This window comes from Streptomyces sp. SAI-127 (assembly GCF_029894425.1).
Taxonomy (GTDB): domain Bacteria; phylum Actinomycetota; class Actinomycetes; order Streptomycetales; family Streptomycetaceae; genus Streptomyces.
On sequence record NZ_JARXYJ010000001.1, the window covers coordinates 9,537,965 to 9,553,290 of the forward strand.

Here is a 15,326-nt window from a genome sequence, read left to right on the forward strand (position 1 = left end):
CGGCGTGTCTTGCAAGAACAACCGTCTGCCCGCCTGGCATCCCGGTCCGGCTTCAGGGGCGCCATACCGCCCGAGCCTCCTCGAAAAAGTCCATTGATCAGCCACTCGTTGAGTCACCCAGGAGAGTCATGCAGCAGCAACAGCAGCACACGGCCCGGCGCAGTACATCCAGCGCAAGGCGTTTTCTGAGGAGGAACGTCGGCATCGCGCTGGCGGTCACCGCGACGGCGGCCGTCCTGGTCTCGGCGCCGTCCGCGTCCGCATGGACGGGAGGCTCGTACGGCGGGTCCGTGGTCACCGACGTACGGACCGCGGCGACGTTCGACTTCGCCGCCGGCGAGATCCCCGAGAACATCACCGCCAACCCCGACGGCTCGGTGACCCTGTCCATGCTCGGCAGCTGTGCGGTGTGCGAGCGCACCCATGGGCCGGAGCTGATGCGTATCTCCCCGTCCGGTGAGCGCTCGGTGCTCGTCACCGGACAGGTGGGTGAGGCGATAAGCGGCAACGCCCGCGGCGGTGACGGCACCGTCTTCTACGCGTTGTGGGCCCCGGGCAACGCGGCCAGGAACGGCGTGTACAGGCTGCTCGGCGACGGCACGCCGCAGCGCGTCGCCGCTCTGCCCGCCGACTCGGGTCCCAACGGGCTGGCCGTCGACCCGGCCACGGGCACCCTCTACATCGCGGACAGCCTCAAGGGCATCGTCTGGTCCGTTCCGGTCTCGGGCGGATCGGCGACGCCGTGGCTCACCGACGCCGCTCTCGCGCCGGTACCGACCGAGGCCCTGCCGATCGGCGCCAACGGGCTCAGGTTCCACAACGGCGCCCTGTGGATCAGCAACTTCAACAAGGGCACCCTGCTGCGCGTACCGATCACCCCCGCCGGCGCGCCCGGACCGATCCGCCAGGTCGCGGGCGGCCTTCCCAACATCGACGACCTCAGCTTCCTGACGCCCTTCTCCGATGTGGTGTTCGCCGCGCAGAACGGCTCCTCCTCGAACAACGGCCCGGACAGGGTCGTGGTCATCTACCCCAATGGTACCTACAAGCCCGTCCTGACCAGCGCGGACGGCCTCGCCTCGCCCTCCGCGACTGCGGTGCGCGGCGACCGGCTGTACATCACCGACGGCGGCGTCCCCGAGCCCCACGACCCGAAACTGCAGACCGCCAGGATCAACTTCCCCGCACTCCTCGCGGGTGCGGCCCACTGACCGACCAGGACGGCAGCCGGGCACCCGCCCCGGCTGCCGCCGCGATGGAGGAACGCATCGTGCGGTACCCGAAAGAACACAAACACGAGACACGGCAGCGGATCATCACGACGGCCGGTCGCCGGCTCAAGCAGGACGGCATCGACGGCTCCGGGGTCTCGACGCTCATGAAGGACGCGGGGCTGACCAACGGCACCCTCTACGCCTACTTCACGTCCAAGGACGACCTCGTCGCCACCGCGGTCGCCGACCAGATGCGCGCACAGCACGAGAACATCGTCGCGCAGGCGGCACCCGGCCGCGCCGGACTCGAACAGATCATCCGCTGGTACTTCTCCACCGAGCAGCGCGACGACATCGAGGACGGCTGCCCCAACGCCGCCCTCCTCGAGGAGATCGCACGCTCCACGGACACCACCAGGCAGGCATACACCAACGGCGCACTGGTCCTCATCGACGGTTTCGCTGCCCGCCTGGCACCCCAAGACCCGCCCTCGGCACGCCTGAAGGCACTCAGCCTCCTCGGCATGATGGCCGGCACGCTGCAGCTCTCCCGTGCTCTCACCGACCGGCAGCTCGCCGACCAGCTCCTCGAACAGGGCATTCGCAACGCCCTCGCACTGATAGATGCCGAACAGCACAACTGATACGACGATCCGCCGTCGAGTGGGGGACCGCGCCTGGTCTCCGTGATGAAAGCCCCACGCTCGCCCGTCGCCGTAGCCGCCGCCGACTCTTTGGATTACGTTTGCAATACCATAGACTGGCTGAGTCGGTGAAGGGCAACCGGTCCTTCCGGCCGGCGAAGGAGCGTGTGGCGTGGTGCGGTACGGAAAAGAGCACAAGTCGGAGACGAGGCGGCGGATCATCGAGACGGCGGGCCGCCGGTTCAAGCAGGACGGTATCGACGGTTCCGGTGTCTCGACGCTCATGAAGGACGCGGGGCTGACCAATGGCGCCTTCTATGCTCACTTCGCATCCAAAGACGACCTCGTCACCACGGCGATCGCCGACCAGTTGAAGGTGCAGGCCGAGAACGTTGTCGCGCTGGCCGAGCCTGGACGAGCCGGACTTGAGCAGATTGTGCGGGGGTACCTTTCACCTCAGCACCGTGAAATGCTTGGCGACGGCTGCCCCAACGCCGCTCTGCTCGACGAGATCGGGCGCTGCACCGAGACGACCAGGCAGGCGTACACCGACGGTGTGCTGATCCTCGTCGAGGGCATTGCCGAGCGCATGGCGCCCGAGAACCCGTCCTCCGCACGTGTGATGGCGCTCAGCCTCCTCGGCCAGATGGCCGGGACACTGCAGCTTGCCCGCGCCTTGACCGACAGCCGACTCGCCAACGAGCTCCTCGATCAGGGGGTGGACAACGCCCTCGCCCTGCTTGACGCCTGGCAGCGCGCCTGACGCCTTCCGCGCGAGGTCGGCCGCTCCCTGACTTCATCATTGACAGTCAGGTGTGCCATGGCTAGGTTCATTTCTCATACCCAGGTGGAGAGGCGGGGGCGTGGGACGCACGCGTACGTATGAGTGGCAGGATCCCGCGATCGTGGGAGCAACCGCAGGACGCGTCTCGGGCGTGGAGGTGCTGCGCGGCCTGCTCGAGGGCCGCCTGCCCCCGCCGCCCCTCGTAGCCGCTCTGGACTTCGCCCTCGAGGAAGTGGAGGAGGGTCGCGTGGTCTTCTCGCTGATACCGGGCGAGGAGCACTACAACTCCCTCGGCAGTGTGCACGGAGGGGTCTACGCCACCCTGCTCGACTCGGCGGCCGGCGGGGCGGTCCAGTCGACCCTCCCGCAGGGCACGGCGTACACCTCGCTTGATCTGACGGTGAAGTTCCTCCGGCGGATCACCGTGGACACCGGCAAGGTCCGCGCCATCGGTACGGTCGTCAACAGAGGACGCCAAACTGCTCTCGCCCAGGCCCAGTTGGTCGACGCGAAGGACCGCCTCCTCGCCCACGCCACCAGCAGCTGCATGCTCTTTCCCGTCCCCGCGCCCTGAGCCGATACGGGACCCTGTCGGCTCATCGCCGCGTTGGCGGAGCGGAAGGCGCGCGGTCGTTCTCAGTGCGCGGGGGACAGGGCGCCGCGGAAGGTGCGCCGGTAGGCGATCGGTGAGATGCCGATGGCGGCATGCAGGTGTTCTCGCAGTGATGTGCCGCCGGCGAAGCCGACTTGGCCGGCGATCTCGTCCACCGGCTGGTCGGTGGTTTCCAGAAGGTGCCGTGCCCGGTCGACGCGCTGCTGGATCAGCCAGCGTCCCGGGCTCATGCCCACCTCTTCGGTGAAGCGGCGGGCGAACGTGCGCAGGCTCATGTGGGAGTGCTCGGCGAGATCCGTCAGCGTCATGGGCTCGTGGAGGTTCTCCAGCGCCCACTGGCGGGCGCCGGCCGTTCCGCTGGCCGTGGCCTCGGGCACCGGGTGCTGGATGTACTGCGCCTGTCCTCCGTCCCGCCACGGAGGGACGACGCACCTGCGGGCCACCTGGTTGGCGACTTCACTGCCGTGGTCCTTGCGGATGATGTGCAGGCAGACGTCCAGCCCGGAAGCCGCACCAGCCGAGGTCAGAACGTCTCCGTCGTCGATGAACAGGACGTCCGGATCGAGTGCGACGTGTGGGAAGCATGCGCGGAAGAGGTCCGCGACCATCCAGTGCGTGGTGGCCGGCCGTCCGTCGAGGAGACCGGCCGCAGCGAGGACGAAGGCGCCGGTGCAGATCGATACGAGGCGGGTGCCCGCGGTGACGGAGTCGAGCGCCTCCACCACGGCTTGCGGTACTTCCGTCGTGACGGCGGTGGGGGTGAAGGGCGGGATGACGACGGTGTCGGCGGTGCTCAGGGCCTCCGGGCCGTGCTGGACGGTGATCGAGAAGTCGGAGTTGGTGCGGACGGGGCGGCCGTCGATGCTGCAGGTGACGACCTCGTAGCGACCGTCCGCCGCCTCGAAGACCCGGCTGGGAATGCCCAGTTCGAAGGGGTAGACACCGTCTACGGCCAGAACGACGACTCGGTGAAGGGAGGCCATGGCGTGATCCCGTCGAAAGGTGGAATTCATGTCAGGGTATCGGACGTGACCCTTGCCGCCGCGATCACGGCCGAGGTGATGAATCGACGAACGTGGGCCATGGCATGATCCCGTTGAAAGTTGGCATTCATGCCATGGTGCCTTGGATGACAGGCCGCGACGCTGGATGGATGACGAACTCCGATACCGCCACCATGCGCGCCATCCGCCAGGACACCTACGGTTCCCCCGAGGTGCTCAAGGAAGTCGAACTGCCCAGGCCTGAGCCAGGGTTGAGTGAGATCCTGATCGCTGTCCGCGCGGCCGGCGTCAACCCGACCGACTGGTGGAACCGTGCCCAGCCCATGACCACCGCCGGCCTGCCCCTCATCCTGGGCTGGGACGTGTCCGGAGTCGTCGTGGCCGTCGGCACCGGCGTCACCCTGTTCAAGCCGGGCGACGAGGTCTTCGGCATGCTGCCCTACCCCCACGGCGTCGGCGCCCACGCCGAGTACGTGACGGCTCCCGCCCGCGCCTTCGTCCACAAGCCCGCCGGTATCGACCACGTCCAGGCCGGTGCGCTGCCGCTCGCCGCCCTGACCGCCTACCAGGCACTCGTCGACACCGCCGACATCCAGCCCGGGCAGCGCGTCCTCATCCACGCGGCGGCCGGCGGCGTCGGCCATCTCGCCGTCCAGATCGCCAAGTCCCGTGGCGCTTACGTCATCGGCACCGCGAGTGCCGGCAAGCACGACTTCCTGCGTTCTCTGGGCTTGGACGAGGCCATCGACTACCACGCGGTCGACTTCACCGAGGCCGTGAAGGACATCGACGTGGTCCTCGACCCGATCTCGCTGGACACCGCGGCCCGCGCCCGCTCCCTCGCCGTGCTGCGCCCGGGCGGCACCCTCGTCTCGATCCTTCCGGTACCCGTCGACCCCGCCGAGCTGGCCGACATCGCCGAGCGTGGCATCCGCTACGAGGCCCTCCTCGTCGAGGCCGACCGCGCCGGTATGCAAGCCATCGCCGACCTGGTCGAAACCGGCGCCCTGCGCGTCCACATCGAGGCGACCTTCCCGCTCGCCGAGGCCGCCAAAGCGCACGCCCTGGGCGAGACCGGCCGCACCACCGGCAAGATCGTGCTGACCGTGGAAGGGACGGTGAAGACGCAGATCGCCGTCCAAACCCTCAGGACCGCCTTCGACGGAGGCGACACGACCGCCATCGACCGCCACGTACGGCCCGACTACATCCAGCACAACCCCCTCGCCCCCGACGGCCCCGAGGCCCTCAAGGCGTTCGGTGCCGCCTGGCGCCGGCAGTACCCGGAGACCACGTACGACATCAAGCGGGTCATCTCCGAGGGTGACCTGGTGCTCCTGCACTCCAACGTCGTCCCGGCTCCTGGTACGCGCGGGATCGCCGCCTTCGACATCTTCCGCTTCCAGGACGGGAAGATCGCCGAGCACTGGGACATCCTCCAGGAGGTGCCGGCGACCACGGCCAACGGCAACGACATGTTCGCCACCCTCAGCCGGCCGCAGACCGAGGCGCCGGAGCAGCGGTGGTTCACCGCGTACAACAAGAAGCTCGTCACCGCCTTCGTCGACCAGCTCTTCGTCCGCAAGGACCTGGCCGCCTTCGACACCTACGTGGCCCCCGAATACCACCAGCACAACCCGAACATCCCTGACGGCGTGGCAGGCGCGAAAGCCGGACTGGGCGCGTACTTGGAGCAGTTCCCGCAGCTGAGCGTGGAGCCGAAAAGGGTCATCGCCGAGGGCGACCTGGTGGCCGTCCACAGCCACCACGTCGACACCCCGGGCGAGCGCGGCCGGGCGGTCCTCGACCTCTTCCGGGTCCGCGACGGAAAGATCGTCGAGCACTGGGACGCCGTGCAGGACGTGCCGGAGACCTCCGCCAACGACAACACGATGTTCTGACGGCCACCGGGTCGTAGCGGTCGCGCTACGACCCCGGGAGGGGCGCCCGCATCGGTCCGTGTCACGCACGGCCATGGTGATCACGCCGTCGCCCGTGTCGTCCACACGTCCACAACGGAGTGCGCCCCTCAGGCGGTCATGACCCGCCTCGCTTGGCGCGGAACGAAGTGCGGCCGTCTCGCCGCACCATGGCGATGGTGGTGGCGAGACTGCCGCGATTCGGGTCGGGGTGCAGGCCGTTGCCCAGGCGATGTATTTGGTCGGTGTGCCAGCTGATGTCCAGTACCCCGTCCAGAACCTTGAGGTCGGCGACTCTGCCCAGCAGGGTTCTCATGCCGTAGCGCACCTGGTGTGCCGTCAGTGTCTCGGCCCGCCCTTCGAGGACGAGCCGGGCCGCGTCCGGTGTGGTGATCGTAGGTCGGCCGATGCCGACCACGTCGCATTCGGCGGCCATGTATGCGCTGATTCGGCGGGCCCGGAGGCGAGTGAGAGGGGGCGGCATCAAGCTCAGGACTCGAGGAACGCGAGTGCCCTTGCGACGAAGTCCTCGTGGTTCTGGAAGATCCCCCCGTGGGCGGAATCGGGGTAGAGGGGCACGAGCTCGCTCCTGGGCAGGCGAGCGGCCAGGTCGATGGTGTTCCGGCTGGGCACCATCCGGTCGTTCTCGCCGTTCGCCACGAGTACCGGTTGGCGAACTGCCGACAGGTCTGACGGTGCCTGGCGGCCCCATCGTTTGATGGCCTTCATCTGGGCGCGGACCGACGTCAGCGAGATGTCCTTGTCGCGGTTGTCCGTGCGCTCCTCCAGCCGCCGCAGGAAGGCGCGTCCTGCCCTCCGGCCGCTCGCGGTGTCGGTGAAGAAGAGGGAGAGCTTCGGATCCTGGCGGGTCAGGGCGCCCTTGATCGTGGCCTGAACGGCCAGGGTCGGGACCTTGTCGATGCCGTGGCCGCCGGCGGGGCCGGTGCCCGCGAGGATGACCTTGCGGACCAGGTGCGGTTCTTCCGCCGCGATGACCTGGGCGACGAAGCCGCCCATCGACAGACCGAACAGATCGACCTGGCCGAAGCCGAGGGCGCGGATGAACCGCACCGCGTCGTGGGCCATCCCTTCGATCGTGTCCGGCGTGGAGCCGCCCGACCCGCCCACCCCGCGGTTCCCGAAGGTGATCACCCGATGCCGTGCGGCGAGTCCGTCGACGACGCTCGGGTCCCAGTTGTCCAGGTTTCCGGCCAGGTGGATCAGAAGGACCAGCGGCACGCCGTCCTCGGGGCCGAGTTCGCGGTAGGCGAAGTCCACCCCGTCGACGGACACCGAGCGGGTCGGTGCGCTCTTGTACGACGAGCGTGAGGGGGACGGGGAATTTCGCGGTGCGCTCATGGCCAGGTCTTTCATGTAGGTGGAGAACGTGGACGAGGGTGCTGTTCGCCCGGGCTTCCCCCGCGCCGGAAAGTGCTCTGATTCGGTATGGCCGGCGACAGCGATGCCCGATGCCTGCCTCGGTGGCAGAGTCCTTCGGGCGGCCTTGCTTCGCGTTATGGATGCCGGTGTTATCGATGCCGGGCTCCCGCCGATTGTATTACGCTCATCATTCTAAGCGGCTGTTCGGCGGGTCGCAAGCCTGGCTGTTTCCTCGCGGGTGTCACGGCGCCGGCTGTGCCTTCCTCTTCGCCGCGTGCGGCGCATCCCTTGCCGAGGGTGTTGAAGTAGGGTCATAATTCAATGGTCGGCGTGATGCTGAGGGGCTCAACCGGACAGGGTTTTGACCCCTGCGGGCCTTCTGTCGTCGTCCGAGTCTGAACCGCGGTCGCGGTCCAGAACCCCACGCAGAAGGGCACGGCCGCGAACGACGCACAAGGGGTACGAGGCGACGTGGTGACTTCGTACAGGAAGGCGCCCACCCGCACTTTCACCGCGGGGGGAGTGACCTTCGCCTACCGCGACCTCCGGACCGAAGACCGGTGTCCCGGTGGATGTGAGCCGGCTGTCCCATCTCGACACCGTCCGAGCCCTGTTCACCCTCCAGGACCCGAAGCAGTTCCTCTTCTTCACCCGCGCCGCGGGGGGACGCCGAGCCGGAAAGCAGTTCCTGGCCCGGCTCAAGGAGCGCACCCACGGCCGCGACAAGGCGATCTCTCTCGCGTCGTACTTCGCCCCGCTCAAGGCGATCCACCGCTGGGGGCTCGCACAGCCCCAGGACCTCTCCGTCATCCATCAGCCCGTGCTCGTCGCCAACGGCGACAACGACAGGATGGTGCCGACGAAGAACTCGTCCGAACTGGCCCGGCGACTGCCGAACGCCGATCGGGTCGTCTACCCCGACGCCGGCCACGGAGGCATCTTCCAGTTCCACGAGCAGTTCGTGGCGGAGGCCCTCGACTTCCTTGAGCGGTAGCCGGTGTCTGGGGCGGGCAGCACGTTTGGCAGGGAGGGGAGCGGGTCGTACTGGGCGTGTAGAACGCACCATTGATGAGCCCGGCGCCCGCCTGCCTGGGGCTGCTGAGTCGTTGAAAGTAAACCCAAACGGTTAGAATCGCTCTTATGGATGCGTGGACCGAAGTTCTCCAGGACACCGGCATGGACCCCCGGCTCGACCGGGACACGTCGAACTGCTCGATCGCGCGGACCCTTGAGGTCGTGGGTGAGAAGTGGACGATCCTGATTTTGCGGGAGGTCTGGTACGGCTCCTCCCGCTTCAGTGAGTTCGAACGGGTCCTCGGCTGTCCTCGTAACCTGCTCGCGGCACGGCTTCGGATGCTGGTGGAGGAAGGGATCCTGGCCACCGAGACGTACAAGGAGCCGGGCTCGCGGAGCCGGCCGAAGTACGTGATCACGTCCAAGGGGATGGACCTCGTGCCGGCCGTGATGGGGCTGCTGCAGTGGGGCGACCGCTACCGTGCCGACCCGGAGGGGCCGGCGGTCCTGGCACGGCATCGCGAGTGCGGTGCGCGCGTCGACGTCCAGATCCGCTGCGAACAGGGGCATCCGGTGCAGGCGAAGGACATCGAGAGCGTCCCCGGCCCGGCCTTTCGGGTGCGGTCGCCCGAGTGAGCTGACGGCACCTCGGTCAGTTTTCCGCCATCGGGCCGTTCTGGCGTGCACGCGCCTGATGGAGGCGGACCTTGGTGCGGTTGCCGCAGCGGGCCATGGAGCACCAGCGGCGGTTGCGGGCCGGGGAGCGGTCCAGGAAACGCAGAGCGCAGCGGTCCGCTCCGCAGACGCGTACGCGCCGGATCTCGGCGGACAGAAGCAGGTCGACGGCGTCCTGGGCGATGAGCGCCAGGGCGAGTGCGGGGTCGGCGGCGAGGGGCGTGGGCCCGGCGGGCTCCAGACGGTCGCCGGTGATGACGAGGTGCAGGGCGGGTCTGGGGGCCGCTGCCGCCGACCGGTTGAGCAGCGTCACGTCGCCGGAGGTGGGCAGTCGGCCGTCGGCGACCGCCAGTACGGCCCGGTCGACGCTCTCGCGCAGCCGTCGGGCGGACATGAGTGCGGCTGCCGTGGAGGGCTCGATGGTCCCCGGTGCGAGCAGAAGGGCCTCCAGGAGCCAGCCCGTCAGGTCGTCCGGTTCCCGGAGGGTCTCCACCGGAGTGGTTCGCGGACGGGTCTGCCTGGACTTCGCCAACACCCTCCGAAGCCGGTGGAGCTAACCGCCGGTGGAGCTAACCGGCTAAGACGGTTAGCTCGTGTTGACTCGTAGCTCACGTCAGGAAGGCGCACCCATGGGACAGCCGACAGTCACCACCGGAGTGACGCAGGTGGACGGGGTCCGCCTGCACTACGTCCGAGCCGGGTCAGGACCTCTGCTCGTCCTGCTCCACGGCTGGCCGCAGACCTCCGAGTGCTGGCGGCCGGTACTGGCCGATCTCGCCGCCGACTACACCGTTGTGGCGCCGGACCTGCGTGGATACGGCCTGAGCGACAAGCCCACCACGGGATACGACAAGCGGCGGATGGCCGCCGACATGGCAGGCCTCGTCGAGGCGCTCGGCTTCGAGCGGGCCATGGTCGTGGGCCACGACCGCGGTGCTCGCGTGGGGCACCGCTGGGCGCTGGACCGCCCGGACCAGGTGGAGCGGCTGGCCGTGCTCGACATCGTTCCCACCCGGGAGATGTTCCGCCGCCTGGACGCCTCACTCGCCTCCGGGTACTGGCACTGGCTGTTCCATATGCAGCCCGATCTGCCCGAGCGCCTGGTGGGGCACGACATCCGCGGGTATCTCGAGTACTTCTTCGAGCGGTGGACCTACAACCGCCACGGCATCACGGCCGACGCGGTCGACGGCTACGTCCGTGCGTTCTCCCGCCCGGGCGCCCTGCGCGCGAGCCTCGACGACTACCGCGCCATGGAAGAGGACACGGCGCTCGACGACATCGACGCCGCCGAAGGCCGCCGCCTCACCATGCCGCTGCTGGCGCTGTGGGGTTCCGCGGGGCTGCCTGCCCGCCTGCCGGCACTGGAGATCTGGCGTGACTACGCGGACGACGTCACCGGTGCCGAGATCCCGGAGTGCGGTCACTTCATCCCGGAGGAGCAGCCGCAGGCGCTGATGGCGCATCTGCGGCCTTTCCTCGCCGGCGAGAGGAGCCGGTGAGCACCCCCGGGACGAGCATCCAGGCGTGCCTGGGCCGACGAAAGGCTGAGGGGCGGCCCCGCCGTAACCGGCAGAGCCGCCCCTCGGGCTCAGCTTCAGGTCACGACCGTGACGCCGGGCGGAGCATCTCCCAGGGCAAGGCTGGGCGTCGGGCCGTCGGCCTTGCGCGGGCGGGGCATCAGCAGGGCCAGGGCTGCGGCCAGGGCGACCGCACCGGCTCCGACCCAGAGCGCCGGGATGAGTCCGTCCACGAACAGTGATGCGGATCCGTAGCCGCCCTGGGCGGAGAAGACCGCGGCCAGGGTTGCGACGCCGATGGCGCCTCCGACCTCACGGATGGCGTTGTTGGCGCCGGAGGCGATGCCCTGTTCCTCCGGGCGGACCGTGCTCATGACGAGGTTGGCGCTGGGAGCGAAGAACATGCCCAGGCCGATGCCGCAGACGATCAGTGCGGGCAGCAGGTGGGTGTAGGCGACGTGGGGCTCGACGGTGATGGCCCAGAGGCCGAGGCCGACGGCGTTCAGGGCCATGCCCGCCGTGACGACGGGTGCGCCGCCGATGCGGTCGGACAGTGCCCCGGCCAGTGGTCCGGCGATCATGGGCATGGCGGTCCAGGGCAGCATCCGTACGCCGGCTTGCATCGGGGAGTAGCCGCCGACGGTCTGCAGGTACTGGCTGAGCAGGAAGATCGACCCGAACATGCCCAGCAGCATCAGCAGGCTGGCCGCGTTGATGGCGCTGAAGGCGCGTGTGTGGAACAGGCGCATCGGCAGCATCGGGTGCTTGGCGCGCAGTTCGTACAGGACGAAGCCGACCAGCAGGGCCGTACCGGCGAAGAAGCCGCCCAGCACGGTCGGGCTGCTCCAGCCCTCGGCGTTGCCGCGCACCAGGGCGTAGACGATGCCGAACAGACCGCCGCTGGCCAACACGGTGCCGACCAGGTCCAGGGTCGGGTTCGGGCCGCGGCTCTCCTCCAGCCGCAGCAGGGCGAAGGGGATCAGCGCCAGACCGAGAGGTACGTTGACCCAGAAGATCCACTGCCAGGAGAGGTTCTCGGTCAGTGCCCCGCCGATGAGTGGTCCGGTGGCGACGGCGATGCCGCTGGCCGCGCCCCAGACACCCAGGGCCGCGCCGCGCCGTTCGGCAGGGACGGCGGCCGAGAGCAGGGTGAGCGTCAGCGGCGTCACGATCGCGGACCCGACGCCCTGCGCCGCACGCGCGGCGATCAGTTCACCCATTCCCGGTGCCAGAGCGGCCGCGGCCGAGGCCGCGGTGAAGATCCCGAGCCCTATGGCGAACAGTCTGCGGCGGCCGAATCGGTCACCCAGCGACGCACCGAACATCAGCAGGACCGCGAAGGTGAGGGTGTAGGCGCTCACCGTCCACTCGAGGTCCTCGAGTCCGCCACCGAGGTCCTCACGGATCGAGGGGAGAGCGGTCGTGACGATCAGGTTGTCCAGCGCGGTGATGAACCCGGCCGCGCTGGTGATGACCACGGCCCAGACGGCGCTGCCGCCCCGAACCGGTTGCTTGCTGTGCTGTTTCATGGCGTTCCCTGGGCATGACGTACTGGACGATGGATCAATGACGTGGATGCCGGCGGGCGACGGCACGGGGGAAGCGGCAGCGAGCACCGGCCTCCGCCGGACTCGGGGCGGATCGCCGGGCGGCTGCTCTCAGGGGAGCTGCGGGTAGAGCGCGGAGACGCCCCCGGCGAGTGCGGTCTGCGCCTGGCGGGAGGCGTCGTCCGCGACGATCTCGTAGGCGCCGGCGGCGATGCCGTCGACGGCGATCCGGGCGATGTCGGTGGGGTCGGACTTGGGCGCGTCGACGGCCCGGACCATGTCGGTGTCCATGTAGCCGACGTGCAGGCCTGCCACGCGGATGCCCTGGTCGGCGAGCTGGAGGCGCAGGGCGTTGGTGAGCGACCACTCGGCGGACTTGGCGGCACAGTAGGCGCCGAAGTCCGGGAAGCTGACCCAGGACAGGCCGGACAGGACGTTGAGGATCGCCCCGCCGCCGTTGGCCGCGATCTGGGGTGCGAAGGCGCGGGTCACCGAGAGGGTGCCGAAGTAGTGGGTGTCCATCTCCAGGCGGACGGCGTCCAGGTCGGCGGTCAGCAGGTCGGCGCCGGTGGACGACCCCGCGTTGTTGACCAGGACGGTGACGTCGCCGGTGGCCTCGGCGGCGGCCGCGACGGAGGCGGGGTCGGTGATGTCGAGCGCGATCGGCTTGGCGCCGGGCAGGTCGACCTGGTCGGGGTTGCGGGCGCCGGCGTAGACGGTGGCGCCGCGGCTGAGCAGTTCGGCGGCGAGGGCCCTGCCGAATCCCCGGTTGGCTCCGGTGACAAGAACGGTGCTGGTGGAGAGATCCATGGAGGTTCCTGGTGAAGGGGGTTATTAAAGTACGGTCGTAATCCTAAGCGGGAAGAGTCGGCGATCGCAAGCGCTCTGCGCGGAGAGGACACGCCTTGCCCCTGGCGTGCGACCGGCCCGCACTGACGCGAAAGGGGCCCGCCCTACGCGGGCGGGCCCCTTCGCGGTCCGTCAAAGGCGGCTCAGAGCTTGATGATCATCTTTCCGACGTTCTCGCCCCGCATCATGGCGAGGACGGCGTTGCGCCCCCGTGCCCCCCGTGCCCCCGCGCCGACGCCGGAGCCGATCATGTCGCCTGCGGTGATCAGGATCGCCCCCCCGGGGTGACCACTCCTGATTCGCGGTTCGTGCGCGGTGCCGCGTCCAGGACGGTTCGTGGCGCCTGTGACCGCCGGCCTGCCGCAGAAGCCGCGCGGCGTGTGTCTCGCGGTGGGGGAGCGGAGATCCTTGCGGAGGATCCTGCTCGACGCCGACTCGGGGGCGGCGTCGACGAACTCGACCGGCCGGGCCTCCCTCCCACGCGCCGAGGTGACTCCCCGCGGATCACTGAGGTGTCTCGGACACGGGCGGCACCCCCTCCTCTGAGACGAAGTCTCCGATCACGGCGCCGTTCCCCATCCGTGCCGTGGCCGCCATGACTTCGACGAGAGCGGCAGCGGCCTATGCGCTCCTGGCCGGTGAAGCTCGGGAAGCTGTGGGCCGCTCTGGAACCACGTTGATCAGAGCCGAGCAGAGAGCGCGGCGTGACCGGCACGCAACGAGGCCTTGTCGATCTTGCCGACCGCGTTTTTCGCGATGGCTTCCACCACGAAGAACGCGGTCGGGCGCTTGTAGCCGGTAAGGCTGCGCGCACAGAGGGCTTTCAGGGCCGACGGATCGACGATCGCCCCCGGTCGCGGCTGGAGGTAGGCGACAACCACCTCGCCCCACTTCTCGTCGGGCACGCCGATCACGGCGGCCTCGAGCACGGCCGGGTCGCCTGCGAGCACGTCCTCGATCTCCTTGGGGTAGATGTTCTCCCCGCCCCGGATGATCATGTCCTTCGAGCGCCCGACCAGAGTCAGATAGCCGTCGGCGTCCAGATGGCCCACGTCCCCCGTGTGCAGCCAGCCGTCGACGATCACGCGGGCCGTTTCGTCCGGCCGGCCGAGATACCCACGCATGACGTTGGGGCCTCTCACGACGACTTCACCGTCCGTGCCCGGCGCGGCCTCGCTGCCATCGGCGTCGATGATCCGGATCTCCTGGCCGGGGAAGGGAAGCCCCACGGTCCCGGCGCGTCGAGGGCCGGCGACGGGGTTGATGGTGGAGCCGCAGGTCCCTTCGGACAGGCCGTAGCCCTCCACGAGCGGGAACCCGTACCGGGCCTCGAACCGGGTCAGCAGCTCGGCGGAGGCGGGTGCGGCGCCGCAGACTCCGAACCGCAGCGACGAGGTGTCGGGCCGGACGTCGTCCGGGAGTGCCGCGAGCATGCCGTAGATCGTCGGCACCGCGCTGAAGAAGGTGGGGCGTTCCGTCTCGACGAGGTCGAAGAAGGTGTGGGGGTCGAAGCGGCCCGCGATGACGACGCTCGCGCCCACGAGCAGCGGCAGAAGGACGCTGACCACGATGCCGTTGACATGGAAGAGCGGCAGGATCAGCAGGCACCGGTCGGCCGGCCCGACCTCCAGTGCAAGGCGTCCCATCTCCACCATGGCGTCGATGTTGGCGTGGTCGAGCATCACGCCCTTGGGCACCCCGGTCGTGCCACTGGTGTAGATGAGCAGGGCCAGCGTGGCCGGGTCCAGAAGAGGTGCTTGATCCGGCTCTGTTCTTCCTTCGTACAGTTCGCCGACCGGTAGTACGGCGACCTCGTGCGCCATGACGGCCGTACCGTCCTCGACCACCAGCAGGCGCGCACCGGAGTCCTGGAGCTGCCGCACGACCTCGACGTCGGTCATGCTCGGGTTGACCGGTGTGACGGTGGCGCCGAGCCGCCAGGCGGCGAACAGCAGCACGACGAACTCGACGCGGTTCGTCAGCTGGAGGGCGACGACGTCACCGGGACCGATTCCGAGGTCCTGGAGCTGACGGGCCGCCATGCGGACCCGGTTCAGCAGTTGCGTGTTGGTGAGGGCGTGGTGCCCGTCGGAGACCGCGGCTCCATGGGGGTCGAGCTCGGCGCGACGGTCGGGCAGAGAAGCGAAATTCATAACGGGCGTA

Annotated in this window: 14 protein-coding genes and 2 pseudogenes; 9 read left to right on the plus strand and 7 right to left on the minus strand. The window is 69.1% G+C overall.

Annotated elements, in window-relative coordinates; all coding sequences use genetic code 11:
* Positions 1-128 precede the first annotated feature (128 nt).
* From M2157_RS43650 to M2157_RS43665, 4 genes are all read left to right on the plus strand, one after another.
* The gene (locus M2157_RS43650) at positions 129-1,211 is read left to right on the plus strand and encodes a hypothetical protein (RefSeq protein ID WP_280855608.1); all 1,083 of its coding nucleotides are present in this window, start codon (positions 129-131) and stop codon (positions 1,209-1,211) included.
* A 56-nt stretch (positions 1,212-1,267) separates the two neighbouring features.
* The gene (locus M2157_RS43655) at positions 1,268-1,858 is read left to right on the plus strand and encodes a TetR/AcrR family transcriptional regulator (protein ID WP_280858911.1); all 591 of its coding nucleotides are present in this window, start codon (positions 1,268-1,270) and stop codon (positions 1,856-1,858) included.
* Between the two features lie 172 nt (positions 1,859-2,030).
* Positions 2,031-2,621 (plus strand): TetR/AcrR family transcriptional regulator, encoded by a 591-nt coding sequence (locus M2157_RS43660; RefSeq protein ID WP_280855607.1) that lies wholly within the window; start codon positions 2,031-2,033, stop codon positions 2,619-2,621.
* A gap of 100 nt (positions 2,622-2,721) precedes the next feature.
* Positions 2,722-3,216: a PaaI family thioesterase gene (locus tag M2157_RS43665; protein WP_280855606.1), complete on the plus strand. Its 495-nt coding sequence runs from the start codon at positions 2,722-2,724 to the stop codon at positions 3,214-3,216.
* 62 nt (positions 3,217-3,278) lie between these two features.
* On the opposite strand, the gene M2157_RS43670 is transcribed toward M2157_RS43665, so the two are convergent.
* A complete protein-coding gene (locus M2157_RS43670; protein ID WP_280855605.1) occupies positions 3,279-4,238 on the minus strand; it encodes a helix-turn-helix domain-containing protein in 960 nt (319 codons plus the stop codon).
* A gap of 194 nt (positions 4,239-4,432) precedes the next feature.
* On the opposite strand from M2157_RS43670, the pseudogene M2157_RS43675 reads away from it, so the two are divergent.
* Together M2157_RS43675 and M2157_RS43680 are read left to right on the plus strand one after the other, a co-directional pair.
* Positions 4,433-5,371 (plus strand): annotated as a pseudogene (locus tag M2157_RS43675) (NADP-dependent oxidoreductase); the annotation flags it as partial.
* Between the two features lie 33 nt (positions 5,372-5,404).
* Positions 5,405-6,160 (plus strand): annotated as a pseudogene (locus M2157_RS43680) (nuclear transport factor 2 family protein); the annotation flags it as partial.
* Positions 6,161-6,296: 136 nt separating this feature from the next.
* Here the strand turns inward: M2157_RS43680 and M2157_RS43685 are convergent.
* Positions 6,297-6,614 carry a hypothetical protein gene (locus tag M2157_RS43685; protein WP_280855604.1) on the minus strand — a complete coding sequence of 106 codons (318 nt, stop codon included), beginning with the start codon at positions 6,612-6,614 and terminating at the stop codon, positions 6,297-6,299.
* 53 nt (positions 6,615-6,667) lie between these two features.
* Complete coding sequence (locus M2157_RS43690; RefSeq protein WP_280867959.1) at positions 6,668-7,537, minus strand: alpha/beta hydrolase; 870 nt, start codon at positions 7,535-7,537, stop codon at positions 6,668-6,670.
* Between the two features lie 595 nt (positions 7,538-8,132).
* On the opposite strand from M2157_RS43690, the gene M2157_RS43695 reads away from it, so the two are divergent.
* Positions 8,133-8,552: an alpha/beta hydrolase gene (locus M2157_RS43695; protein ID WP_280867960.1), complete on the plus strand. Its 420-nt coding sequence runs from the start codon at positions 8,133-8,135 to the stop codon at positions 8,550-8,552.
* Positions 8,553-8,734: 182 nt separating this feature from the next.
* Positions 8,735-9,208: a helix-turn-helix domain-containing protein gene (locus tag M2157_RS43700; RefSeq protein ID WP_280868356.1), complete on the plus strand. Its 474-nt coding sequence runs from the start codon at positions 8,735-8,737 to the stop codon at positions 9,206-9,208.
* A 16-nt stretch (positions 9,209-9,224) separates the two neighbouring features.
* Here the strand turns inward: M2157_RS43700 and M2157_RS43705 are convergent, their stop codons facing one another.
* Positions 9,225-9,782 (minus strand): ABATE domain-containing protein, encoded by a 558-nt coding sequence (locus M2157_RS43705; RefSeq protein ID WP_280867961.1) that lies wholly within the window; start codon positions 9,780-9,782, stop codon positions 9,225-9,227.
* A 94-nt stretch (positions 9,783-9,876) separates the two neighbouring features.
* On the opposite strand from M2157_RS43705, the gene M2157_RS43710 reads away from it, so the two are divergent.
* Entirely contained in the window at positions 9,877-10,749 is an 873-nt protein-coding gene (locus M2157_RS43710; RefSeq protein ID WP_280867962.1) for an alpha/beta hydrolase, read from the plus strand.
* Between the two features lie 95 nt (positions 10,750-10,844).
* On the opposite strand, the gene M2157_RS43715 is transcribed toward M2157_RS43710, so the two are convergent.
* From M2157_RS43715 to M2157_RS43725, 3 genes are all read right to left on the minus strand, one after another.
* Complete coding sequence (locus M2157_RS43715; protein WP_280867963.1) at positions 10,845-12,296, minus strand: DHA2 family efflux MFS transporter permease subunit; 1,452 nt, start codon at positions 12,294-12,296, stop codon at positions 10,845-10,847.
* A 129-nt stretch (positions 12,297-12,425) separates the two neighbouring features.
* Positions 12,426-13,124, minus strand: coding sequence for an SDR family oxidoreductase (locus M2157_RS43720; protein ID WP_280867964.1), 699 nt, complete (start codon positions 13,122-13,124; stop codon positions 12,426-12,428).
* 719 nt (positions 13,125-13,843) lie between these two features.
* Positions 13,844-15,316: an AMP-binding protein gene (locus tag M2157_RS43725; protein WP_280867965.1), complete on the minus strand. Its 1,473-nt coding sequence runs from the start codon at positions 15,314-15,316 to the stop codon at positions 13,844-13,846.
* Positions 15,317-15,326: the final 10 nt, after the last annotated feature.

Excerpts from the sequence above, each read along its gene's own strand:
- M2157_RS43650 (WP_280855608.1), top strand. The coding sequence starts at position 129 with ATGCAGCAGCAACAGCAGCACACGGCCCGGCGCAGTACATCCAGCGCA.
- M2157_RS43670 (WP_280855605.1), bottom strand. The coding sequence starts at position 4,238 with ATGGCCTCCCTTCACCGAGTCGTCGTTCTGGCCGTAGACGGTGTCTAC.
- M2157_RS43685 (WP_280855604.1), bottom strand. The coding sequence starts at position 6,614 with ATGGCCGCCGAATGCGACGTGGTCGGCATCGGCCGACCTACGATCACC.
- M2157_RS43690 (WP_280867959.1), bottom strand. The coding sequence starts at position 7,537 with ATGAGCGCACCGCGAAATTCCCCGTCCCCCTCACGCTCGTCGTACAAG.
- M2157_RS43700 (WP_280868356.1), top strand. The coding sequence starts at position 8,735 with ATGGACCCCCGGCTCGACCGGGACACGTCGAACTGCTCGATCGCGCGG.
- M2157_RS43710 (WP_280867962.1), top strand. The coding sequence starts at position 9,877 with ATGGGACAGCCGACAGTCACCACCGGAGTGACGCAGGTGGACGGGGTC.
- M2157_RS43715 (WP_280867963.1), bottom strand. The coding sequence starts at position 12,296 with ATGAAACAGCACAGCAAGCAACCGGTTCGGGGCGGCAGCGCCGTCTGG.
- M2157_RS43720 (WP_280867964.1), bottom strand. The coding sequence starts at position 13,124 with ATGGATCTCTCCACCAGCACCGTTCTTGTCACCGGAGCCAACCGGGGA.
- M2157_RS43725 (WP_280867965.1), bottom strand. The coding sequence starts at position 15,316 with ATGAATTTCGCTTCTCTGCCCGACCGTCGCGCCGAGCTCGACCCCCAT.